The following is a 20,765-nucleotide window of genomic DNA, read 5'->3' as shown; positions in this document are numbered from 1 at the left end:
GAGGCGATTTATCACTCAATCCCTTGTCCCATGCGGCTTGGCAGGCAGTGACCTCAAGCAAGAACTACGTAGAAGTCCCTATTTTTGAGTCCCCTGCGTCTACCAATTTCACCACCCGGGCGTCCTGAAAGGGGTTGCAAATTATGGCACAGTGCAAGCGATGAACTACCCCACGATTGAAGACGCGATCGGCAACACACCGCTGGTGGCACTGCAACGCATCGGTGCCCAGGCCAACGCGCAGCGCGGCAACGTGGTGCTCGGCAAGCTCGAAGGCAACAACCCCGCTGGATCGGTGAAAGACCGGCCCGCTGTTTCGATGATCAAGCGCGCCGAGGAGCGTGGCGAGATCAAGCCTGGTGACACGCTCATCGAGGCCACTTCGGGCAACACCGGCATCGCACTGGCCATGGCCGCGGCCATCAAGGGCTACCGCATGGTGCTGATCATGCCGGAGGACTTGTCCATTGAGCGCGCGCAAACCATGAAGGCATTTGGCGCCGAACTCATCCTCACCTCCAAGAGCGGCGGCATGGAGTCGGCCCGCGATTTGGCCGAGAAAATGCAGGCTGAAGGCAAGGGCAGGGTGCTGGACCAGTTTGCCAATGCCGACAACCCGCGCGTGCACTACGAAACCACCGGCCCGGAGCTCTGGGCACAGACCGCCGGACGCATCACGCACTTCGTGAGCGCCATGGGAACCACCGGCACCATCACCGGCGTCTCGCGCTTCCTGAAGGAAAAGAACCCCGCCATTCGCATCATTGGAGCCCAGCCCAGCGAGGGCTCGCGCATTCCCGGCATCCGCAAGTGGCCGACCGAATACTTGCCGAAAATCTACGACCCGAGCACCGTCGACGAACTGGTGTATGTGAGCCAGTCCGATGCCGAGGCCATGTGCCGCCAGCTGGCGCGTGAGGAAGGCATCTTTGCCGGCATCTCAGCCGCTGGCGCGTGCTGGGTGGCGCAGCAGATCGCCGCCCAGGTGGAAAACGCCACCATTGCCTTCATCGTCTGCGACCGGGGCGACCGCTACCTGTCGACAGGTGTCTTCCCCGCCTGATGCCCGATTGCCTCCCATGAACACCACGTTCAAGTTCTGCCCCGCGTGCGCAACACCTCTGGCCCTGATCGGCGAGGAAGAAGACGGTGGATTCACCGAACGACTGCGTTGCCCGGCCTGCGGCTTCACGCACTGGAACAATCCCACCCCGGTGCTGGCCGCCATCGTCGAGGTGGATGGCCGCATCCTGTTGGCGCGCAACGCGGCCTGGTCGGGTCGCACGTTTGCGCTCATCACCGGCTTCATGGAAGCGGGGGAGACTCCAGAAGAAGGCATCCGTCGCGAAATTGCCGAAGAAACATCGCTGAATGTGACAAAACTCACGTTGGTAGGCGTGCATGATTTTCAGCGCATGAATCAGGTCATCGTGACCTACCACGCGGTCGCGCACGGCGAGGTCAAACTCTCGCCCGAGCTCTTGGAATACAAGCTCATGGAACCGGCCAACATCCGCTGCTGGCGCGCCGGCACTGGCTTTGCGCTGGCCGACTGGTTGCGCAGCCAAGGCCTGGAACCCGTGTTCATGGAAGATTTTCAGCGGCCTGCAGACCCCGTCGCGTAGCGCAAAAAGCGCACTGCGGTACGGTGCAGAGTAAAAGACGCGCCGCTTAGAATGTTCAATTCCAAGGAAAGCCCCCATGCACGCCGACAAAGAACTCGATGCCCGCGGTTTGAACTGCCCGCTGCCCATCCTGAAAGCCAAGAAGGCCCTGGCCGACATGCACAGTGGCCAGACCCTGAAAGTGATTTCCACTGACGCGGGTTCGGTGCGTGATTTCCAGGCCTTTGCCAAACAGACCGGCAATGTGCTGGTCGAACAGCAAACGGTGGGCAACGAATACTTCACGCTGCTCAAACGTCGCTGAAGCCTGCCCGCATCGGTCCATCCCATGGAAGTCCTGCTCGTCGACCCACTGGTGCCTGAGGCCCTGTCCTGGTTGCAGGAGCGGCACGAGGTCACGTATCGCCCCGAGCTGGGCGACGATCCGGTGGAGTTGCGCAAGGCCACCTACAAGACGCGCGCCATCGTGTTGCCGCCGCACGTGGTCGTCTCCGAAGAATTCCTCAATTTCTCGCCCAAGCTCGAGATCGTGGCGCGCATGCAGATCTCCAGCGACAACACCGATCTCGATGCCTGTGCGCGGCGCCATGTGCGCGTGTTGCAGGCGCGCAGCGCCACCGTGCGGTCCAATGCCGAGTACCTGCTCTACGGCCTGCTCATGCTGTACCGCCGCGGCATGATCAGCGCGCTGCTCGGCCGCAAGATTTCCCAGGTGCGCATGGGTCGCGAGCTCTCCGGCAGCACTGTGGGTCTGCTGGGCCTGGCGCCCGTGGCCCACACGCTGGCGCCCATGCTCAAAAGCCTGGGTGTGCGCCTGCTGGGCTACGACCCGGCGGTGCACCACGCCGCGGCCATCTGGAACAAGCTCGGCGTGGAGCCTGTGACCCTGCAGGACCTGCTGTCCCGCTCGGACGCGATCTCGCTGCAAATGGTCTATGCCTCGCGTTTTCGCGGCTGGATCAACGAGCGACTGCTCAACCACTGCAAGGCGGGCCAGCTTTGGGTGGGCGTGAGCCGCAGCACGCTGTTTGATGCCGATGCGCTGGCGCTGGCGCTGTGCGATGGGCGCATCGATGCGTGCTTGATGGACGGCGCCAATCCGCAGTTCGCTGCCGAAGGCACACCCTTGCACGGCATCCCCAACCTGCACCTCACACCGCGGCTGGGCTCGCACACCCGTGAAGCCAAGCTGCGCGCGAGCTGGTACGTGGCACATCGCATCCACGAAACCCTGTCGCCGCATGCCGTGGGACAGGAAGGGCGGGTGAGCGATTTTTCGGTGCTCGACAGCCTCGAGTACCACGAGCCAGAAGACCCGCAGGCGGTCACGCCGTCGCAGTGGGGCTCGCTCGCATTGCATCGCGGGTAACCCCCCGCCGCGCTGCGCGCGACCCCCCTTGCAAGGGGGGCAATGTCTGCGGTCTGGCAAAGCCAGTCCCGCGGCATTTCTGAATAAGACTCTTCTCTCCGGAGAGATTTTTTGAGTCTCTCTCAGGCGCCCAGCCGCTGCAGTTGCTCGCGCATCTTCTCCAGCGTCGCGGTGAAGTCGGCCACGCGCTTTCTTTCCTGATCGATCACGGCCGGGGGCGCCTTGGCCACGAAAGCTTCGTTGGACAGCTTGGCCGTGGCCTTGGTGATCTCGCCTTCCAGCCGCGCGGCCTCTTTGCCCAGCCGAAGCTTTTCGGCAGCCACGTCGATCTCCATGAACAGGCACAGGCGGGCCTCGCCGACCACGGCCACCGGGGCTGCTTGTGCAGCCGCCGCCCAAGCAGCCCCGTCGGTGAATACCTTCACCTCGTTCAGCTTGGCCAGGCCTTGCAGCACCGGGCCCATGGCCTGCATGTAGGCGGTGTCGCCCAGCACGTACAGCGGCAGGCGTGTCGCCGGTGAAACGCTCATCTCGCCGCGCAGATTGCGGCAGGCGTCCACCAATGCCTTGAGCTTGGTGACGTGGGCGATCGATGCCTCGTCGATCTTGTTGAGCTGGGCCTGCGGGTAACGCGCGATGCTCACCGACTCGCCCGGCAGACCGGCCACGGGCGCGACCTTCTGCCACAGCTCTTCGGTGATGAAGGGGATCACCGGGTGCGCCAGACGCAGGATGGCTTCGAGTGTGCGAATGAGTGTGCGGCGGGTGGCGCGCTGTTGCGACGCATCGCCGGTCTGGATCTGCACCTTGGCGATCTCCAGGTACCAATCGCAGAACTCGTTCCAGACGAAGTCGTAGATCGTGTTGGCCACGTTGTCCAGCCGGTACTCTGCGAAGCCCTTGGCCACCTCGGCTTCGGTTTTCTGCAGCAGCGAGGAGATCCAGCGGTCGGCCTGGCTGAAGCTCAGGTACCCGTGGAACGGTTGGCCCACCGCGCACTCGGCCTTGGTGTGGTCTTCCAGGCCACAGTCCTGGCCCTCGCAGTTCATCAGCGTGAAGCGCGTGGCATTCCAGAGCTTGTTGCAGAAGTTGCGGTAGCCCTCGCAGCGCTTGCTGTCGAAGTTGATGCTGCGGCCCAGCGAGGCCAGCGCGGCGAAGGTGAAGCGCAGCGCATCGGCGCCATAGGCCGGAATGCCGTCCGGGAATTCCTTTTCGGTCTGCTTGCGCACCTTGGGCGCGGTCTCGGGCTTGCGCAGGCCGGTGGTGCGTTTCTCCAGCAGGGGCGCGAGCGAGATGCCGTCGATCAGGTCCACCGGATCGAGCACGTTGCCTTCGCTCTTGCTCATCTTGTGGCCCTGCGCATCGCGCACCAGACCGTGGATGTAGACGTGTTTGAACGGCACGCGGCCAGTGAAGTGCGTCGTCATCATGATCATCCTGGCGACCCAGAAGAAGATGATGTCGTAGCCCGTGACCAGCACGGTGCTGGGCAGGTAGAGGTTGAAGTCGTCGGTCGCGCCGTCCTTCTGGTTCGGCCAACCCATGGTGCTGAAGGGCACGAGGGCCGACGAGTACCAGGTGTCGAGCACGTCGGGGTCGCGCACGAGCGTCTGGCCTGGGGCTTTGGCCTGCGCTTCGGCTTCGTTGCGCGCCACGATCACGTTGCCGGCTTCGTCGTACCAGGCGGGGATCTGGTGACCCCACCAGAGCTGGCGGCTGATGCACCAGTCCTGGATGTTGTTCATCCACTGGTTGTAGGTGTTGACCCAGTTCTCGGGCACGAACGTGACCTCGCCCGACTGCACGGCCGCGATGGCCTTGTCGGCGATGGAGGTGCCGCTGGTGTTCTGCTCGTTGCCTTTGGACTGCATGGCGACGAACCACTGGTCGGTGAGCATGGGTTCGATGACCTGGCCTGTGCGCGCGCAGCGCGGCACCATGAGCTTGTGCTTCTTGGTCTCCACCAGCAGGCCTGCGGCCTCGAGGTCGACCACCACCGCCTTGCGCGCAACGAAGCGGTCCATGCCCTGGTACTTGGCCGGCGCGTTTTCGTTGATGGTGGCGTCCAGTGTGAGCACGCCGATGATGGGCAGGCCGTGGCGCTGGCCCACGGCGTAGTCGTTGGTGTCGTGCGCGGGCGTGACCTTGACCACGCCGGTGCCGAAGGCCCGGTCCACGTAGGTGTCGGCGATCACCGGGATGTCGCGGTCGCACAGCGGCAGCTTCACCGTTTTGCCGATGAGATGGGTGTAGCGCTCGTCTTCCGGGTGCACCATCACCGCCACGTCGCCCAGCAGCGTCTCGGGGCGCGTGGTGGCCACGGTCAGCGAGCCGCTGCCATCCGACAGCGGATAGGCGATGTGCCACAGCGAGCCTTCTTCTTCCTCGCTCTCCACTTCGAGGTCGGACACGGCGGTCTTGAGCACCGGGTCCCAGTTCACCAGGCGCTTGCCGCGGTAGATCAGGCCTTGTTCATACAGGCGCACGAAGGTCTCGGTGACCACGGTCGAGAGCTTCTCGTCCATGGTGAAGTACTCGCGGCTCCAGTCCACGCTGTCGCCCATGCGGCGCATCTGCGTGGTGATGGTGTTGCCGCTTTCTTCCTTCCACTCCCACACCTTGGCGACGAAATTCTTGCGCGCCTCGGCGGGCGTGGGTCCCATGTCGTGGCGGCTGATGCCCTGCGCCTGCAGCTGGCGCTCCACCACGATCTGCGTGGCGATGCCGGCGTGGTCGGTGCCGGGCACCCAGACCGTGTTGGCGCCGGCCATGCGGTGGTATCGCGTGAGGCTGTCCATGATGGTCTGGTTGAACGCGTGGCCCATGTGCAGCGTGCCGGTCACGTTGGGCGGGGGCAGCTGGATCGCGAACGACGGTGCGTCGGCATGGGGCGCACCGGTGCCGCGAAAGCCCGCCACGCCGTAGCCGCGCTGTTCCCACTCGGGGCCCCAGCGGGCTTCGAGCGGAGCGGGTTCGAACGATTTGGCCAGGGACTGCAGGCCGGGTTGGTTCAGGGTGTCGGTCATGGGGCGCGCCAAAATGGAAACGGCATCCCGCAGGATGCCGTCAGGGGAAATGGGATTACCCGCGAATTTTATTCGACAGGTCCCTCAGACCGGGGTGGCGGGCATATCGCGCGCGGCGTCGATGCACGCCTTGAGCACGCTCGCATCCCCAATCTGATTGGCCAGCAGCAGGATCAGGCGCGCATTGAGCAACTCCGAGTCTTCGCGGCTGAGGCCCGCGTGGGCGTCGAGCAGTTGTTCGTAGAAGGCGTCGGCGTCCTGGAAATGGGGGTTGGTTTTCATGGCTGGTCTCCGCGCAGGCCCAGCGATCGTTCGATCGCCCGCACCAGCTGGGCGTTGATGGTCTCTCCCGTCGCGGCCAGGTAGCCGTCGGGGCGCACCAGCGCCCAGGCGTGGCCGAACACGTGGCAGGCACCTTGCAAATGGCCCCGGGGGTCGCGCACGTGCTCGAGTGCCTGCGCGGTGCCATCAGCACCCAGCACCTGCACGCTGCGCACCGGTGCGTCCAGGCACAGCCTTCGCAGGCGCTGCAGGGCGGCGCCCGGCAGGTCGCCGAACACCAGCACCAGCAGGTCGCCGTGGGCCCAGTTGAGCAGGTCGTTCACATCGCCCTGCGAACCGTCGGCCCATTCAAACCCCACGTTCTGCACCGATTGGCCCGCGGCACTGACCGGTGTGTAGGTGCAGGCGCGCGAGCGGGCGTACGTATTGGCGACGGCCATGCGACCGGTGTTGATGAGCGTGCGGGCAAACGGGTGCTGTTTGGCCAGACCGATGGCGGCCTGGCGGAACACGCGCTCGGTGCCATCGGCCGGGCGCAGGAAGCGCGCGGTGCGGTTGGTCACGCACACGTTCTGTTGCGCGGCGTCCAGGCGCTCGTCGTTGTAGCTCTCCAGCAGTGCGCCATCGGCCTTGCCGCAGAGCACGGCCGCCAGCTTCCAGGCCAGGTTGTCGGCGTCGGCCACGCCGGTGTTGCCGCCGCGCGCGCCAAACGGGCTGACCACCTTGGCCGAGTCCCCCATGAGGAAGACGCGACCGTGGCGCATGGCGTGCACGCACTCGCTGCGGTAGGCGTAGGGGCCGACCCAGACGATCTGAACCTGCACATCGGGCCCGAACTGGCGTGCCAGGCGTTCGCGCACCACGTCCTCGCGGCTCACGACTTCGGGGTCGGCGTTGGGCGCCATCTGGTAGTCGATGCGCCAGACGTCGTCGGCCATGAGGTGCTGCCAGACCGCGCGGTTTTCGTTGAACGGTGCTTCGATCCAGGTGTGGCGCTCCTGCGGCGGGTGGGTGGAGAAGCGCACGTCGGCGATGCACCAGCGGTCGTCGCCTCGGCGTGAGTCGAAGGGCACGTTGAGCCATTTGCGCAGCGGGCTGTGCGAGCCGGTGGCGTCGATCACGTGTTCGGCTTCCATGCGGTAACTGCCGGCGGGCGTCTCCACGGTGAGCGTGGCGAAGTCGTTGTTTTGCTCGAAGGCGGTGAGGCGGTTCTGCCAGCGCAGCTCCACGGCGCCGAGCTCCTGGATGCGCTCGACCAGGAAGCCTTCGATGTAGAACTGCTGGATGTTGATGAAGGGTGGTTGCTGCGAGAGGTGGTACTGGCCTTGTTGACGGAGGTCGAAGCTGTAGACCTCGTCCTCGCCGGCGAAGGTGCGGCCCACGCTCCATTGCACGCCCTTGGCGGCGATGCGATCAAAGAGCCCCAGGCGTTCGAAGATTTCGAGCGACTTTTGCGTGTAGCAGATGCCGCGCGAAGACGCGCCCTTCACGCCCACGGTGTTGTCTTCGTCGATCAGCACCGCTCGCACGCCCAGGCGGGCCAGCGAGCAGGCGAGGGTGAGGCCGGTGATGCCACCGCCCACGATCACCACGGGGTGCCGCACGAGGGTCGGGCTGTGCAGTTCAGGCGGTTCCACAAACGGGTACTCGGGCAGTTCGTAGCCGGCGCCCGCGGTGAACTCGTAGCTGTTGGTGAGTGCTGTTTCTCGGTACGTGGTCATGGACTCATCGCTCCTCTTGTTTCATTTCGTCTCGTTTTGGGCGGACATCTCGCGGGCTCAAGGGTGCATGGCGCTCTGCTCCGCGAATGTCCCCCGGCGGCTGGTGCCGCCTCCTCCTTTATTTCGCTGCGCAGAACACCATGCACCCTTGCGCCAGTGGCACCCCTGTGAACCCTCGGTGGAGCGTCAGGAGGTCTGTGCTGACTGGGCGAATGGCGCAGCGAAATAAAGGAGGAGGTGGCCGCAGGCCACCGGGGGACATTCGCGGAGCCGTTCGCCCGTCATCGCAGACCGGAGCACCGCCAACGCCAAAAACCTCAACCCTTCACAAGCCCGGTCACCTCAGGCCTATCGTTCTGCTGCGGTTTCAGCGGCGCAGCCGTCTTGCCCTCGGCACGCTCGCGGCGCCACTGCTCCTTGCGTGCATTCCACTCGGCCAGCCTCGCATGGGCCGTCTTGCTTTCTTCGAGCATCTCGAACTCGTCGGCCAACTGCGCCGTCAACTCCAGGCGAATACCGTTCGGATCGAAGAAGTAGATGCTCTTGAAGATGTGGTGATCGGTCACACCCAGCACCTCGATGCCGCTGGCTTCCAGCCGTGCCTTGGTGTTCTCCAGCTCCTGTTCGGTGTTCACGCGAAAGCTGATGTGGTTGACCCACTTCGGCGTGTTCGGACTGGGCAGCGCGGCCTCGTCGTCGCCCAGGTCGAAGAAGGCGATGAAGGAGCCGTCCTGCAAGCGGAAGAAGAAGTGCGTGTACGGGCAGTACTCACCCGTGCTGGGCACGTGGTCACTCTGGATGATGTGGTACAGCGGCAGGCCCAGGATGTCTTCGTAGAAACGACGCGTTTCTTCCGCGTCCTTCGCCCGGTAGGCGTAGTGGTGCAGCTGCTGGATCGGTGCCGGGGCGGGCAGGGTGACTGGGTTCATGGATGTCTCCTCAAGATCGAGTGTGATTCAACATTATGCAACGCATTTCCCTTATCGTAATCAAATACCCTGCAATCGAGACCAGTTTGCGGCTTTCCCTCAGGGCTGTCGACGGCGGTGGGGTTGGTTACCAGTTGAGCTGGGTTGATAGTCGGGAGCAATCCAGCGCATAGCCCAGAACAATTAGACGTTGCTCCCCACCAGGACTAAGGTTTGCCAGTCTCTGCGGATGCGGGCACGGCCCTGCACCCGTTGAGCGCTTCTTCAACCCACGCAAGGAGAACCACATGCCCGCATTGAAAGGCTCGAAAACCGAGCAATGCCTGAAGGACGCCTTCGCCGGCGAATCCCAGGCCAACCGCCGCTACCTGTACTTCGCAAACAAGGCCGACGTGGAAGGCCAGAACGATGTGGCGGCGCTGTTCCGCTCGACCGCCGAAGGCGAGACCGGCCATGCGCATGGTCATCTTGAATTCCTGGAGCAGTCCGGCGACCCCGCCACCGGCATGCCGATCGGCGCCACCCGCCTGAACCTGGCGTCGGCCGTCGCGGGTGAAACCCACGAGTACACCGACATGTACCCCGGCATGGCCAAGACCGCGCGCGAGGAAGGTTTTGACGAAGTGGCGGACTGGTTCGAGACGCTGGCCAAGGCCGAGCGCTCGCACGCCAACCGCTACACCAAGGCGCTGAACGAGCTGGTGGATTGACTGGCTCACCCCCGCCGCGCTGCGCGCGACCCCCTTGCAGGGGGAGACACCTGCGGCCTGGCGGAGCCAGTTCCGCGGTGTCCTGGAAGCTGCGCTCACTGGAGCGCAGCGTTTCCGTCAAGGCTTTTGGAGCCCTGACGGAAACCTTGTGAAGTCATTTTTCTTTCGCCGAGGACCCCATGGCCACCGAAGGCAATCTGCAGGCGCCCACGCGGCATCCGCTTGATTGGAAGAACCCCGACTTCCACGACGAAGAAGCGTGTCTCCAGGAAATGGAGCGCATCTTCGACATCTGCCATGGTTGCCGCCGCTGCGTGAGCCTGTGCGGGGCCTTTCCCACGTTGTTCGATCTGGTCGACGAGAGCAAGACCATGGAAGTGGACGGCGTGGACAAGCGGGACTACTGGAAGGTGGTCGACCAGTGCTACCTGTGCGACCTCTGCTTCATGACCAAGTGCCCGTACACCCCGCCGCACGAGTGGAACCTCGACTTCCCGCACACCATGCTGCGCGCCAAGTCCATCAAGTTCAAGAAGGGTGGGGTCGGCCTGGCCGAGAAGCTCCTCGCCTCCACCGACGTGCACGGCCAGTTCGCCGGCATCCCCATCGTGGTTCAGGCCGTCAACGCGGTGAACAAGACAAAGGTGGCGCGCAACGTGCTGGAAAGCGTGGCCGGTGTCGACAAGAACGCCTGGTTGCCTGACCTCGCCACCAGGCGGTTCCGCTCCGGTCCGCCCGAAGCGCGGGCCACGGTGGTCAAGGACGGCGAGAAAACGCCCGGCAAGGTCGCCATCTTCGCCACCTGCTACATCAACTACAACGAACCCGGCATTGGCCTGGACCTGCTCAAGATCCTGGACCACAACGAGATCCCGTACGTGATCGTGGAGAAGGAAAAATGCTGCGGCATGCCCAAGCTGGAGCTGGGCGACCTGGACGCCGTGCAGGCGAGCAAGGAGGCCAACATCCCCGTGCTCGCGAAGTACGCGAAGGACGGCTTCGCCATCCTGGCCGCGGTGCCGAGCTGCGCGCTGATGTTCAAGCAGGAAATCCCGCTCATGTTCCCCGACGATGCCGACACCCAACTGGTGAAGGAACACCTGTGGGATCCGTTCGAGTACTTCATGGCGCGCAAGCGCGACGGCTTGCTCAAGACCGAATTCCCGCAGAAGCTGGGCAACGTGAGCTACCAGATTCCGTGCCACGGGCGGGTGCAGAACATCGGGCGCAAGACCGAAGAGATGCTCAAGATGATCCCTGAGACCACCCTCAACACCATCGAGCGCTGCTCGGGCCACGCCGGCACCTTCGGCGTGAAGAAGGCCTACCACCAGACCGCGATGAAGATCGGCAAGCCGGTGTTCAAGGCCATGGCGACCATGAAGGACGGCACCAAGCCCGACTACATCAGCTCGGACTGCCCGCTGGGGGGACACCACATCGCGCAGGGGTTTGAGGTGAACGGCCTGGGTGCGCCGGAGCTGCAACACCCGTTGAGTCTGGTCGCCCGGGCCTATGGACTGAAATGAAGACAGCCTCCACGGCAAAACCTTGAAGGAGACAACATGCAACTCACCGGTCACATCACCGCCGACAGCCTCATGAGCCTGGAGGCCTACACCAAGTGGCGCAAGGTGCACAAGCCTGACGTGATCGCGCACCGCAAGCTGCGCAGCGTGCGGCTGGGCGAACACATCAACCTGCAGTTCGAAAGCGAGACCACCATCCGCTACCAGATTCAGGAGATGCTGCGCGTCGAGAAGGTGTTCGAGGAAGAGGGCATCCAGCAGGAAATCGAGGCCTATGCGCCGCTGGTGCCCGATGGCCACAACTGGAAGGCCACGATGATGATCGAGTACACCGATGTCAACGAGCGCAAGCGCGAGCTCGCGCGCCTGATCGGTGTGGAGGACCGTTTGTTCGTCGAGGTTGAAGGGTATGCGCGCGTCTACGCCATTGCCGACGAAGACATGGACCGCGAGAACGACGTGAAGACCTCGGCGGTGCACTTCGTTCGCTTCGAATTCACGCCCCCCATGCGCGCGGCCATCCAGGCTGGCGCTGCGGTGAAGATCGGCTGCGATCACACCCACTACCCCGCGCATGTGCAGGTGTCCCCTGAAGCGCTGGCCTCTCTCGCGGGCGACCTGAAGTAAACCGGTGCGGTGGCGATAATCGGGGCTTCCCTTGGGGAAGCCCTTTTCATTGATTCACCGCACACCTGCGAACCCGCCTGGCGCCCCCTTCAACATGCTGTTTCTCATTTCCCCCGCCAAGGCACTCGATTACGAGACTCCGCCCCATGTGGCCACCCACACCCAGCCGCTGTTCGTGAAGCAGGCCACCGAGCTCATCAGCGTGCTGCGCGACCAATCGCCTCAGCAGATCGCCGACCTCATGAGCCTGTCCGACACGCTCTCGGGCCTGAACGTGGCGCGCTACCAGGCCTGGCGCCCGAAGTTCACCACCAAGAATGCCAAGCAAGCCGTGCTGGCCTTTGACGGCGACGTGTACGGCGGGCTCGATGCGAAGACACTCGCCCAGCCCGATCTCGACTGGTTGCAGCAACACCTGTGCATCCTGAGTGGCCTGTACGGCGTGCTGCGCCCGCTCGACCTCATGCAGCCCTACCGGCTGGAGATGGGCACGCGCCTGGCCACCGGCCGCGGCAAGAACCTCTACGGGTTCTGGGGCCGGAGCATTGCCGACCACCTCAACGAACGCGCCCGGGCCGACGTGAGCCCGGTGGTGATCAATCTCGCCAGCGAAGAGTATTTCAAGGTGGTGGACCGCAAAGTGCTGCTGCCGCGCGTGGTCACCTGCGTGTTTGAAGAGCGCAAGGCCGATGTCTACAAGGTCATCAGCTTCATGGCCAAGCGCGCGCGTGGCCTCATGGTGCGCTATGCCGTGCAGCACCGCGCCAGCACGCCCGAGCAACTCAAACATTTCGACCTGGAGGGCTACCGTTTCAACAACGCAGCCTCCGGGCCCGACCGCCTGGTGTTCCGCCGCGAGGCCAAGGCTTGAGGAGATGGCCATGAACCAGTCCGTCACCATCGAACTGCGCCAGTGGATCGCGGAGCAAGCCGCGGCCGGCTTCTCGCGCGAGGTGGTGATGGCGTCCATGGTGGCCTCGGGCTGGCAAACGTCGGTGGCGCTCAAGGCGCTGGAGGCCACCTGGAAGGAGCCCGCGCCGACCCGGCCCGCCCTGGCCGTGCATCGCGAAGGCGCCACGGCATTGCGCCGTCTGCCCGACCTGGACCTGAGCTTGTCGCCGCGCCAGATCGACGCGGGCGACCGCATGGTCGACGTGATCGCTTCGCTGAGCCAGCCGCGCGTGGTGGTGCTGGGCAACCTGCTGAGCGCCGAGGAGTGCGATGCATTGATCGAATCGGCCCGCCCGCAACTGGCGCGCTCGCTCACCGTGGCCACCAAGACCGGTGGTGAGGAGCTCAACCCGGACCGCACCAGCAGCGGCATGTTCTTCGCGCGCGGGCAGACGCCCGAGGTCGCACGCATCGAGGCGCGCATTGCCCGCCTGCTGAACTGGCCGGTGGAAAACGGCGAAGGCTTTCAGGTGCTGCACTACCGCCCGGGCGCCGAGTACAAGCCGCACTACGACTACTTCGACCCCGACGAACCCGGCACGCCCACCATCCTCAAGCGCGGCGGGCAGCGCCTGGCCACGCTGGTGATGTACCTGAGCGAGCCCGCGCGCGGCGGCGGCACCACCTTCCCCGACGCCGGGCTGGAGGTGGCCCCCGTGCGCGGCAACGCGGTGTTCTTCAACTACGATCGACCTCACCCCTCGACCCGCACGCTGCACGGCGGCGCACCGGTGATCGAAGGGGACAAGTGGGTGGCCACCAAATGGCTGCGCGAACGCGAGTTCGTCTGAAGCCACACCCCCACGCATGAACATCACCCACAACGGCCTGCGCATTGAATACGAGAGCGACGGCGACGAGCACGCCCCGGTCGTGTTGCTGACCATGGGCCTCGGCATGCAGCTCACCGCATGGCCCGCCCCACTGGTGCAATCCATCGTGCAGGCCGGCTATCGCGTGATCCGCTTCGACAACCGCGACATCGGACTCTCCAGCGCGCTGGACCACCTCGGCGTGCCCAACATCGGTTGGCAGGTCGTCCGATCCCGCCTGGGCCTGGCCGTCCGATCGCCCTACAGCCTGCAGGACATGGCGCAGGACGCCATCGGCCTGCTCGATGCGCTGGATGTGCAGCGCGCCCATCTGGTGGGTGTTTCCATGGGCGGCATGATTTCGCAGCGCATCGCCGCCACCGTGCCCGGCCGCGTGCTGAGCCTCACCAGCGTGATGAGCTCCAGCGGGGCGCCAGGCCTGCCCGGCCCGCGCGCCGACGTGAGCCGCGCCCTGCTCAAGCGCCCACGCGGCCGCCGCCCCGAAGACGTGGCCGCCCATGCACTGAACCTGTTCAGAATGATCGGCAGTCCCGCCTTCCCGCAAGACATGCCCGCCTTCGAACAGCGTGTGCTGGCCGATGCGGTGCGCAGCCACCGGCCTGCCGGCGAGGCGCGGCAGTTGCTTGCCGTGGTGTCCGACACGCGGCGCCACACCGTGCTGCAGGGCATCGTCTGCCCCACGCTGGTGGTGCACGGCACGGCCGACCCGCTGGTGCCCCTGGCCTGTGGACAGGACACCGCCGCGCGCATCGCTGGTGCGCGGTTTGAATCCATCGAAGGCATGGGCCACGACTGGCCGCCCGGCGTGGCCATGCTGCTGGCCACTCACATCGTTGCGCACCTCCAGACTGCACAGGTCCCCACATGAACCCGAACACCCCCGAACAATCGCAACTCGGCCAGACCTCGGCCTACGTGGATCAATACGATGCCGGCCTGCTGTTTCCCCTGCCGCGCGAGACCAAGCGCCGCGAGATCGGCATCACCGGCAGCGTGCCCTTTCTCGGCGCCGATCTGTGGACCGCGTTCGAGCTCAGCTGGCTGAACCCACGCGGCAAGCCGCAGGTCGCCCTGGCCCACATCACCGTGCCCTGCGAGAGCACGCACATCGTGGAGAGCAAGTCGTTCAAGCTCTACCTCAACAGCTTCAACAACAGCAGCTTCGCCAGCGCCGACGCGGTGCGTGACCGCATCCGTGCCGACGTGAGCGCCGCCATCTGGCACGGCGGCCCCCTGCAGTCCAGCGCGGGCGTGAAGCTGCTGCTGCCCGAGCAACTGGAGCGCGAAAAAGTGCAGGAACTCGCCGGTTTGTCGATCGACCGGCTCGATGTGGAGTGCACGCGTTACCAGCCCGCGCCCGAGCTGCTCACCGCGGCGTTCGATGAAAAGCCGGTGGATGAAATCCTGGTGAGCCACCTGCTCAAGAGCAACTGCCTCGTGACCGGTCAGCCCGACTGGGGCAGCGTGCAGATCAGCTACAGCGGCCCGCAGATCGACCAGGCCGGACTGCTGCAGTACATCGTGAGTTTTCGCAACCACAACGAGTTCCACGAGCAGTGCGTGGAGCGCATCTACATGGACATCCTGGCGCGCTGCAAGCCGACCAAACTGGCGGTGTACGCGCGCTACACGCGACGAGGCGGCCTGGACATCAACCCCTGGCGCACCAGCCACCCGCAGTCGCCGCCGGCCAACGTGCGCACGGCGCGGCAGTGAGCTGCGTCACAGCATCTTCTGGATCAGCGCACCCTTGAACAGCACCGGCCCGGTCGGGCCGCGTTCGCTCGGCACCCCGCCCTTGGGCTCCAGGCTGATGGCCAAGGCGGGCACTTCACGCACGTCGGCTTCGCCAGCCGTGAGCTGCAGCAAACGTTCCTGACTCAGCACGCCCAGTGAGCGCGGTCCGCCCGAGGGCGGCAGGGCCCAGAGTTGCAGCGACTTGTCGCTGGCTTCCTGGAAGCCGCCCACGCGTTGCAAAGTCAGCTTGCCGTTCTTCGGGTCGAAGGTCATCAGCATCGCCGCGCTGGCCTGGTCGTCGTTGAGCACGGCCACGTATTCGATCTGCGGTGTGGCCGAGAGCCTGGCCTGCAGTTCGTCGATCTGCGCGCCCAGGTTGTCGCGCAAGCCCACGGCGCTCACGAGCGCCAGCACGGTGGCGAGTGCACCCGCGGCGGTGGCACCGCGCCACAGCGCCAGGCTGCGCAGCCAGCCGCTGGCTGGTGGCTTCTCGGGTTGGGCGCGGGCGTCGGCCATGGCCTGCTGCTGGCTCTCGCCCTGCACCAGGTTTTCAATGCGCGTCCACACGGCGGGCGCGGGTTGCTGCGGTGTCTGCAGTTCGTTCATGCTGGACACGCGGCTTTGCCACACCAGGGCGGCGGCGCGCACCGGGGCTTGCTCGCGGGCCATGGCTTCAAAGCGGCGACGGGCGCCACCGCGCAAGGTGCCCAGCGCGTGGGCTGCGGCCAGCCGGTCGAGCAGTTCGGGGTGTTGAATGAGGTTCATGGCGTGTCCTCAGGCAAAGCGCGCCATGCAGTTGCGCAACTGGTCCAGCCCGCGGCGTATCCACGTCTTCACGGTGCCCAGGGGCAGGCTGAGCTGCTCGGCCAGCTCGCTGTGGCTGAGGTCGCGCAGGTAGGCCAGGCTCACCACCTCGCGCTGGCGGTTCTCCAGCTTCGCCAGGCACTGGTGCAGCGCCCATGCCTGCTGGCTCGCCAGGGTGGTGTCCATCGGGTTGGGTGAATGGCCTTCCATCGTGTCCGCCATCGCATCGTCGATTTCGTCGGTGAGGTGCGTGCGCTCGGCGGCGCGCCGGCGCAGGTAGTCCAGCGAGCGGCTGCGCACGATCAGGCCCAGCCACGCCATGGGGGGGCTGAGCGAGGCGCGGTAGTCGCCGGCGCTGCGCCAGATGTGCAGAAAGGTTTCCTGCAGCGCGTCTTCGGCCCATTCGCTTTTGCCGACCACGCGCATGGCCAGGCCATAGAGCTTGGACGATGTCGTGTCGTAGAGGGCCTTGAGGGCGGCCTCGTCTCGCTGGGCCACGCGGTCGAGCAGGGCCAGCAGTTGGTCGTCGGGTTGTGCGCTCATGCGGGCATTGTGGGGCACCGGCTTGCCCCATGCCCGCGCCGGGGCATGGAAGAAGGCGGGCAGGGGGTTCATGGTCGGCGCCGACGCGGCTGCACCTGCGTGGGCAGGCTCAGGGCCGTGACCGGCGTGATGTTGACCGCCACCGGCGGTGCTTCAAGGATCTGGTCAGCGTGCACCACGCGCACCTTGGCAGCGCCCTCGGGCACGCCTTGCACCGTGGCCACGCCGTTCGCGTCGGTCACCAGCGTCCAGGGCGAGTCGGTCACGAAGATGAAGCCGCGCATGGAGCCGTGCAGGTGGCAGCCCAGCTGCACCGTGCCAGCCTTGGTCAGCGTTACTTCGGTGCTGGCGGGTTCTTTGCCTTCGGCCTTGCCATCGAGTCGCAGCTCAAAGCCGGACGATGTGCCGGCATTCAGCGAGGCCAGGCCCGCCGGCACGCCGCGCACATGGTGTTCCCAGCCGTCGAGGTTGGTGAAGGTCACCCTGGAGCCCACCGGCACCACGCTGGTGCCAGGCACGAACTGCATCTTCTGCTGGGTGACGACGGCCGAGACCGGTGCCGGGGCTGCCGGCTTGGCGCCCGACGTCGGCTCGATGACCACCACCGCATCGGACAAGGGTCTGCCGTCGCGCCCGAGCACGGTCACCTGCACGGTGGCGGCCTGCGCGGCCAGGGGCAACAGCGTGGCGGCGGCGATCAGCAACGCGGCGCAGTTCGGGTGTTTCATGAGTGGACTCGGTGACGTTTCAGCGAACCGTGATCACGTCGCGGTGCATCGGGGCCAGCAGCGCGAGCATCTGGTTCTGGCGCGTGAACGGAATGCCACGCGCGTCCATGCTCTGCTGCAGCACTTCAACCAGGGCGTTGAACTGGGCACGGGTCGTGTCGCGGTCGGCGTGCGCGGATTTCATGTCGGGGCCCTTGTAGACGCAGGGGCCGCCCGAGAGCTGGCAGAGCTGGTCGCTCAGGGACTTCGCGAGGTTGGCCAGGTTGGTGTCCTTGAACTGCTCGCCGATGCGTGGGTCGGCTTTGAGGCGAACCACGAAGTCGTCCATGAGGCCGCGGATGCCGGCCTCTTCGCCGAAGGCCTGGTAGAGACCGGCGGCCGGTGCCACCGGGTAGGCGCTGGCGGCCGAAGGGGTGGGTTGCAGGGTCTGGGCGAGCGTGGCGCCGCTGGCGAGGGCGAGCAGGGTGAGGGCGGTGGAGGTGATGAGGTGTTTCATGTTGAGGCTCAATGGAGAAGAGTTCAGAAGGCAATCTGGGCTGAGACGTACACACCCGTCTGCTTGCGCCCACCGGTTGTGGCCGGCACGATGCGGCCCAGGTCGACGTAGGCGGCGGTAATGGACACGTTCTTGCTCGGCGCGTACGCGATGAAGATGTCTTTCCAGTCGTCGGCGCGCAGGCCAGCGCCCAGGCCCGCGGCCTGGCCGGCGCGCTGCAGCTTGTTGGGCATGGCGCGGTATTCAAAGCCCACCGCCAGCTTGCGGTTGATCAGATACGCCACCGACATCTCCGGCTGCAGTTCGTAGCCGTTGTCGGCACCGCCCAGCGTGGCGCCAAAGCCCAGCAGGCCGCCTTGGTTGGCCTTGGTCGCACGCAGCGTGCCGTTGACCAGGATGCCTTGCGCGAGGAACAGCTTGGTCGCGCTCAAGTACACGTCGGCCCCGTGGCGCTTGGCGCCCAGTGCGCTCAGCGTGCCGTCCAGGCCGGAGGACTGCAGGTTCTTGAACTGCACGCCCACGGCGATCTGCGGCATCAGACTGTCGCTGTCCAGCACAGCGTCACCGGCCACGCGCACTTTGGCGCCCACGATGTCCTGCTTCAGATGCAGGCCCGGCAGGCCCAGGCCCGTGCCGGTGATGCCGGTGTTGAAGTCCTGCCGGCCCACCGAGAGTTCGACACGGTCGTGGATGCCCACGGCCACGCCATAGGCGGTGAGGCCGTAGTCCCGCGTCCTGGCGCGGCTGAGATAGGCCGATGCGCCCACTTCGCCTTCGGTGGCCTGGCTGCCGATCACGGCCCAGGGGGAAATGCCACCACCTGCCGCGCCTTCAATGCTGCTCACTCCCCCCGTGAGCAGCAGCTTGCCGGTGTCGGCACGGGCGGGGAACGTGGCCAGCAACGCAACGGCTGCGGCCAGGGGCAGGAGTCGAATGGGGAGGTCGATGTGGATGGGCATGGTGAGCGGGTCGTGGGTTGTTGAGAGGCCCTCTGGATACGCAACGCCTGACAAAGTGGATTCAACCGACCTCAAACGGCCGTGGCCCGCAGCAATTGAGGGGCTTTGTGAATCCACCGGCGGTGGGGGTTGCGTATTCGACGTGACGGTTGTCACAAGGCCTGGTGCCGATGGACAGCTGATCGCCCCACCCAACCAAGGAACACCCATGAACAAGATCCAGACCCCCGACTCCCTGATCTCTCCAGCATCGCGCCGCGGCTTCATGCGCAGCGGTGGTGTGCTCTCCGCCGCCGCCGTGGCCCTGCTCGCCGGCCAGGAAGTACTGGCCGCCAACCACGGCCAGAAGATGGACATGTCCAAGGACGTGGGCATCCTCAACGTGGCGCTCGGCCTGGAGCACGAAGCCATCAACGCCTACCAGCTCGGCGCCGGCAGCGGCCTGTTGCAAAAGCCGGTGCTCGACGTGGCGGTGCAGTTCCAGGGTCACCACAAGACCCACCGCGACGCTCTGATCGCCACCATCCAGAAGCTGGGCGGCAAGCCGGTGGCCGAGATGAAGCTGGAGGACTACGCCAAGTCGCTCAATGCCGCATCACTCAAGAGCCAGGCCGATGTGCTGGACCTGGCTGCCCGCCTGGAGCTGGGCGCCACCAACGCCTACCTGAGCGTGATTCCGGCACTGGGTGACCGCGAGCTGGCCAAGGTGGCTGCGCGCCTGGCCGCCGACGAAACGATGCACTACACCGTGCTCACCAGCGCCCTGGGCCGTCCGCTGCCCCCCGGCGCGTTCTCGTACGGCGCCTGATCAGGCGGCCTGCTGGAAACCTTCGAGCAGGTTCACCGCGTTGGTGCCCACGGCGTCCACCGCGTAGCCGCCTTCAAACGTGAACACCGTGGGCAGCCCGGCACCGGCCAGGGCTTTGCCCATGGTGAAGTAGTCGGCGCTCTTCAAGGTGAAGCCCGAGATCGGGTCGCCCTCGAAGGTGTCCAGCCCCATGGGCACCACCAAGGCTGTCGCGCCGAACCGCTGGACCGCTTGCAGGGCGGTGTTGAGCGTCTCTTGCCAGATGGAGAAGCCGGTGCCACGCGGCAGCGGCAGGTTCAGGTTGAAACCCTCGCCCGCACCCGCGCCGCGCTCGTCCGCATGGCCCAGGAAAAAAGGGTATTCGGTGGCCGGATCGCCGTGGATGGAGACCGTGAACACATCGTCTCGCTCATAGAAGATGGTCTGCGTGCCGTTGCCGTGGTGGTAGTCCACGTCCAGCACCGCCACCTTCGCGTGGCCCGCATCGCGCAGCGCCTGCGCGGCGATGGCTGCGTTGTTCAGGAAACAATAGCCGCCCAGAAAGTCGGGCCCCGCGTGGTGACCGGGCGGGCGCGAGAGTGCAAACGCACTGCGCGCACCCGCTGACACGTCCTGTGCCGCCGCCAATGCACAGGCGGCTCCCCCGCGCGCGGCAGCCCAGGTGCCCGCCGTGAGCGGCGAACCCGAATCAAAGCTGAACAGACCCAGTCGCGCTGCAAAGTTGGTGGGTAACACATCGTTGCGAAACCCGTGGCGGTTGGACAGTGGCCACACCGAGGGCAACGCATCGCGCTGCGCATTGGCTGGGTCCATGGCCACCCACTCCGCCCAGGCACCGCGCAGGAAGTCCACATAACGCGCGCTGTGCACACGGCCGATGGCGGCGTCCAAGGCGGCGTCATCCACCTCGGGCGTTTGCAGTGCGCCCAGCGGACGGTGCTCCAGCTCGGCCAGGACAAAGTCCAGCCGTGCGGGCACCTCGTGGCAGGGCACCATGCGCCCGCGAAACATCTCTTGCTGGCCGGCGTGGGCGGCGTGGTGGGGGTTGTGGAAGGTTTTCATGGAAGTGCAGTTCGGAACTGGGCGGT

The 20,765-nt window shown here is 65.6% G+C and carries 22 protein-coding genes; 12 read left to right on the top strand and 10 right to left on the bottom strand.

Annotated features, from left to right (window positions below):
* Positions 1-160: 160 nt before the first annotated feature.
* The 4 genes from cysM (at position 161) to V6M63_RS17605 (ending at position 2,994) form a co-directional block, all read left to right on the top strand.
* Positions 161-1,063 carry a cysteine synthase CysM gene (cysM, locus tag V6M63_RS17620; RefSeq protein WP_332744012.1) on the top strand — a complete coding sequence of 301 codons (903 nt, stop codon included), beginning with the start codon at positions 161-163 and terminating at the stop codon, positions 1,061-1,063.
* A 16-nt stretch (positions 1,064-1,079) separates the two neighbouring features.
* Positions 1,080-1,625: an NUDIX hydrolase gene (locus tag V6M63_RS17615; RefSeq protein ID WP_332744009.1), complete on the top strand. Its 546-nt coding sequence runs from the start codon at positions 1,080-1,082 to the stop codon at positions 1,623-1,625.
* 76 nt (positions 1,626-1,701) lie between these two features.
* Positions 1,702-1,929, top strand: a complete 228-nt coding sequence (locus V6M63_RS17610) for a sulfurtransferase TusA family protein (RefSeq protein WP_332744007.1) — start codon at positions 1,702-1,704, stop codon at positions 1,927-1,929.
* 24 nt (positions 1,930-1,953) lie between these two features.
* Entirely contained in the window at positions 1,954-2,994 is a 1,041-nt protein-coding gene (locus V6M63_RS17605) for an NAD(P)-dependent oxidoreductase (protein ID WP_056269732.1), read from the top strand.
* A 122-nt stretch (positions 2,995-3,116) separates the two neighbouring features.
* On the opposite strand, the gene V6M63_RS17600 is transcribed toward V6M63_RS17605, so the two are convergent.
* The 4 genes from V6M63_RS17600 to V6M63_RS17585 form a co-directional block, all read right to left on the bottom strand.
* Positions 3,117-6,020: a valine--tRNA ligase gene (locus V6M63_RS17600; protein ID WP_332744005.1), complete on the bottom strand. Its 2,904-nt coding sequence runs from the start codon at positions 6,018-6,020 to the stop codon at positions 3,117-3,119.
* An 84-nt stretch (positions 6,021-6,104) separates the two neighbouring features.
* Entirely contained in the window at positions 6,105-6,302 is a 198-nt protein-coding gene (locus V6M63_RS17595) for a DUF2783 domain-containing protein (RefSeq protein WP_332744003.1), read from the bottom strand.
* The gene (locus V6M63_RS17590) at positions 6,299-8,023 is read right to left on the bottom strand and encodes an FAD-dependent oxidoreductase (RefSeq protein WP_332744001.1); all 1,725 of its coding nucleotides are present in this window, start codon (positions 8,021-8,023) and stop codon (positions 6,299-6,301) included. The genes V6M63_RS17595 and V6M63_RS17590 overlap by 4 nt, the downstream gene beginning before the upstream one ends.
* A gap of 317 nt (positions 8,024-8,340) precedes the next feature.
* Entirely contained in the window at positions 8,341-8,952 is a 612-nt protein-coding gene (locus V6M63_RS17585; RefSeq protein WP_332743999.1) for a VOC family protein, read from the bottom strand.
* Between the two features lie 287 nt (positions 8,953-9,239).
* On the opposite strand from V6M63_RS17585, the gene V6M63_RS17580 reads away from it, so the two are divergent.
* From V6M63_RS17580 to queF, 7 genes are all read left to right on the top strand, one after another.
* The gene (locus tag V6M63_RS17580; protein ID WP_056269717.1) at positions 9,240-9,662 is read left to right on the top strand and encodes a rubrerythrin family protein; all 423 of its coding nucleotides are present in this window, start codon (positions 9,240-9,242) and stop codon (positions 9,660-9,662) included.
* Positions 9,663-9,841: 179 nt separating this feature from the next.
* Positions 9,842-11,191: a (Fe-S)-binding protein gene (locus V6M63_RS17575; RefSeq protein WP_332743996.1), complete on the top strand. Its 1,350-nt coding sequence runs from the start codon at positions 9,842-9,844 to the stop codon at positions 11,189-11,191.
* Positions 11,192-11,227: 36 nt separating this feature from the next.
* Positions 11,228-11,818 (top strand): DUF3501 family protein, encoded by a 591-nt coding sequence (locus tag V6M63_RS17570; RefSeq protein ID WP_332743994.1) that lies wholly within the window; start codon positions 11,228-11,230, stop codon positions 11,816-11,818.
* Between the two features lie 94 nt (positions 11,819-11,912).
* Positions 11,913-12,689: a peroxide stress protein YaaA gene (yaaA, locus tag V6M63_RS17565; protein WP_332743992.1), complete on the top strand. Its 777-nt coding sequence runs from the start codon at positions 11,913-11,915 to the stop codon at positions 12,687-12,689.
* Positions 12,690-12,699: 10 nt separating this feature from the next.
* The gene (locus V6M63_RS17560; RefSeq protein ID WP_332743990.1) at positions 12,700-13,560 is read left to right on the top strand and encodes a 2OG-Fe(II) oxygenase; all 861 of its coding nucleotides are present in this window, start codon (positions 12,700-12,702) and stop codon (positions 13,558-13,560) included.
* 16 nt (positions 13,561-13,576) lie between these two features.
* A complete protein-coding gene (locus V6M63_RS17555; RefSeq protein ID WP_332743988.1) occupies positions 13,577-14,470 on the top strand; it encodes an alpha/beta fold hydrolase in 894 nt (297 codons plus the stop codon).
* Positions 14,467-15,318, top strand: coding sequence for an NADPH-dependent 7-cyano-7-deazaguanine reductase QueF (gene queF / locus V6M63_RS17550; RefSeq protein ID WP_332743986.1), 852 nt, complete (start codon positions 14,467-14,469; stop codon positions 15,316-15,318). Before V6M63_RS17555 ends, queF begins: the two co-directional genes overlap by 4 nt.
* Positions 15,319-15,324: 6 nt before the next feature.
* Here queF and V6M63_RS17545 read toward each other — a convergent pair whose 3' ends face one another.
* The 5 genes from V6M63_RS17545 to V6M63_RS17525 all read right to left on the bottom strand — a co-directional run bounded on the left by V6M63_RS17545 (position 15,325) and on the right by V6M63_RS17525 (position 18,869).
* The gene (locus V6M63_RS17545; RefSeq protein ID WP_332743984.1) at positions 15,325-16,104 is read right to left on the bottom strand and encodes an anti-sigma factor; all 780 of its coding nucleotides are present in this window, start codon (positions 16,102-16,104) and stop codon (positions 15,325-15,327) included.
* Between the two features lie 9 nt (positions 16,105-16,113).
* The gene (locus V6M63_RS17540) at positions 16,114-16,686 is read right to left on the bottom strand and encodes an RNA polymerase sigma factor (protein WP_332743982.1); all 573 of its coding nucleotides are present in this window, start codon (positions 16,684-16,686) and stop codon (positions 16,114-16,116) included.
* Positions 16,687-16,754: 68 nt separating this feature from the next.
* A complete protein-coding gene (locus tag V6M63_RS17535; RefSeq protein WP_332743980.1) occupies positions 16,755-17,414 on the bottom strand; it encodes a cupredoxin domain-containing protein in 660 nt (219 codons plus the stop codon).
* A 19-nt stretch (positions 17,415-17,433) separates the two neighbouring features.
* Complete coding sequence (locus tag V6M63_RS17530) at positions 17,434-17,910, bottom strand: group I truncated hemoglobin (protein WP_332743978.1); 477 nt, start codon at positions 17,908-17,910, stop codon at positions 17,434-17,436.
* A 23-nt stretch (positions 17,911-17,933) separates the two neighbouring features.
* Entirely contained in the window at positions 17,934-18,869 is a 936-nt protein-coding gene (locus tag V6M63_RS17525) for a DUF3034 family protein (RefSeq protein WP_332743976.1), read from the bottom strand.
* A gap of 208 nt (positions 18,870-19,077) precedes the next feature.
* Here V6M63_RS17525 and V6M63_RS17520 point away from each other — a divergent pair, with 208 nt between their 5' ends.
* Positions 19,078-19,677, top strand: coding sequence for a ferritin-like domain-containing protein (locus V6M63_RS17520; RefSeq protein ID WP_332743975.1), 600 nt, complete (start codon positions 19,078-19,080; stop codon positions 19,675-19,677).
* Here V6M63_RS17520 and V6M63_RS17515 read toward each other — a convergent pair whose 3' ends face one another.
* Entirely contained in the window at positions 19,678-20,739 is a 1,062-nt protein-coding gene (locus tag V6M63_RS17515) for a histone deacetylase family protein (RefSeq protein WP_332743973.1), read from the bottom strand.
* Positions 20,740-20,765 lie beyond the last annotated feature (26 nt).

Origin of the sequence: Hydrogenophaga sp. (assembly GCF_036675665.1) — a bacterium.
In the GTDB taxonomy this organism is placed as follows: domain Bacteria; phylum Pseudomonadota; class Gammaproteobacteria; order Burkholderiales; family Burkholderiaceae_C; genus Hydrogenophaga.
The sequence above is the reverse complement of the archived record's forward strand: the minus strand, read 5'-3'. Positions and strand labels throughout refer to the sequence as shown.

Coding starts and splice junctions, on each gene's coding strand:
- cysM (WP_332744012.1), top strand. CDS start 161: ATGAACTACCCCACGATTGAAGACGCGATCGGCAACACACCGCTGGTG.
- V6M63_RS17615 (WP_332744009.1), top strand. CDS start 1,080: ATGAACACCACGTTCAAGTTCTGCCCCGCGTGCGCAACACCTCTGGCC.
- V6M63_RS17610 (WP_332744007.1), top strand. CDS start 1,702: ATGCACGCCGACAAAGAACTCGATGCCCGCGGTTTGAACTGCCCGCTG.
- V6M63_RS17605 (WP_056269732.1), top strand. CDS start 1,954: ATGGAAGTCCTGCTCGTCGACCCACTGGTGCCTGAGGCCCTGTCCTGG.
- V6M63_RS17600 (WP_332744005.1), bottom strand. CDS start 6,020: ATGACCGACACCCTGAACCAACCCGGCCTGCAGTCCCTGGCCAAATCG.
- V6M63_RS17595 (WP_332744003.1), bottom strand. CDS start 6,302: ATGAAAACCAACCCCCATTTCCAGGACGCCGACGCCTTCTACGAACAA.
- V6M63_RS17590 (WP_332744001.1), bottom strand. CDS start 8,023: ATGACCACGTACCGAGAAACAGCACTCACCAACAGCTACGAGTTCACC.
- V6M63_RS17585 (WP_332743999.1), bottom strand. CDS start 8,952: ATGAACCCAGTCACCCTGCCCGCCCCGGCACCGATCCAGCAGCTGCAC.
- V6M63_RS17580 (WP_056269717.1), top strand. CDS start 9,240: ATGCCCGCATTGAAAGGCTCGAAAACCGAGCAATGCCTGAAGGACGCC.
- V6M63_RS17575 (WP_332743996.1), top strand. CDS start 9,842: ATGGCCACCGAAGGCAATCTGCAGGCGCCCACGCGGCATCCGCTTGAT.
- V6M63_RS17570 (WP_332743994.1), top strand. CDS start 11,228: ATGCAACTCACCGGTCACATCACCGCCGACAGCCTCATGAGCCTGGAG.
- yaaA (WP_332743992.1), top strand. CDS start 11,913: ATGCTGTTTCTCATTTCCCCCGCCAAGGCACTCGATTACGAGACTCCG.
- V6M63_RS17560 (WP_332743990.1), top strand. CDS start 12,700: ATGAACCAGTCCGTCACCATCGAACTGCGCCAGTGGATCGCGGAGCAA.
- V6M63_RS17555 (WP_332743988.1), top strand. CDS start 13,577: ATGAACATCACCCACAACGGCCTGCGCATTGAATACGAGAGCGACGGC.
- queF (WP_332743986.1), top strand. CDS start 14,467: ATGAACCCGAACACCCCCGAACAATCGCAACTCGGCCAGACCTCGGCC.
- V6M63_RS17545 (WP_332743984.1), bottom strand. CDS start 16,104: ATGAACCTCATTCAACACCCCGAACTGCTCGACCGGCTGGCCGCAGCC.
- V6M63_RS17540 (WP_332743982.1), bottom strand. CDS start 16,686: ATGAGCGCACAACCCGACGACCAACTGCTGGCCCTGCTCGACCGCGTG.
- V6M63_RS17535 (WP_332743980.1), bottom strand. CDS start 17,414: ATGAAACACCCGAACTGCGCCGCGTTGCTGATCGCCGCCGCCACGCTG.
- V6M63_RS17530 (WP_332743978.1), bottom strand. CDS start 17,910: ATGAAACACCTCATCACCTCCACCGCCCTCACCCTGCTCGCCCTCGCC.
- V6M63_RS17525 (WP_332743976.1), bottom strand. CDS start 18,869: ATGCCCATCCACATCGACCTCCCCATTCGACTCCTGCCCCTGGCCGCA.
- V6M63_RS17520 (WP_332743975.1), top strand. CDS start 19,078: ATGAACAAGATCCAGACCCCCGACTCCCTGATCTCTCCAGCATCGCGC.
- V6M63_RS17515 (WP_332743973.1), bottom strand. CDS start 20,739: ATGAAAACCTTCCACAACCCCCACCACGCCGCCCACGCCGGCCAGCAA.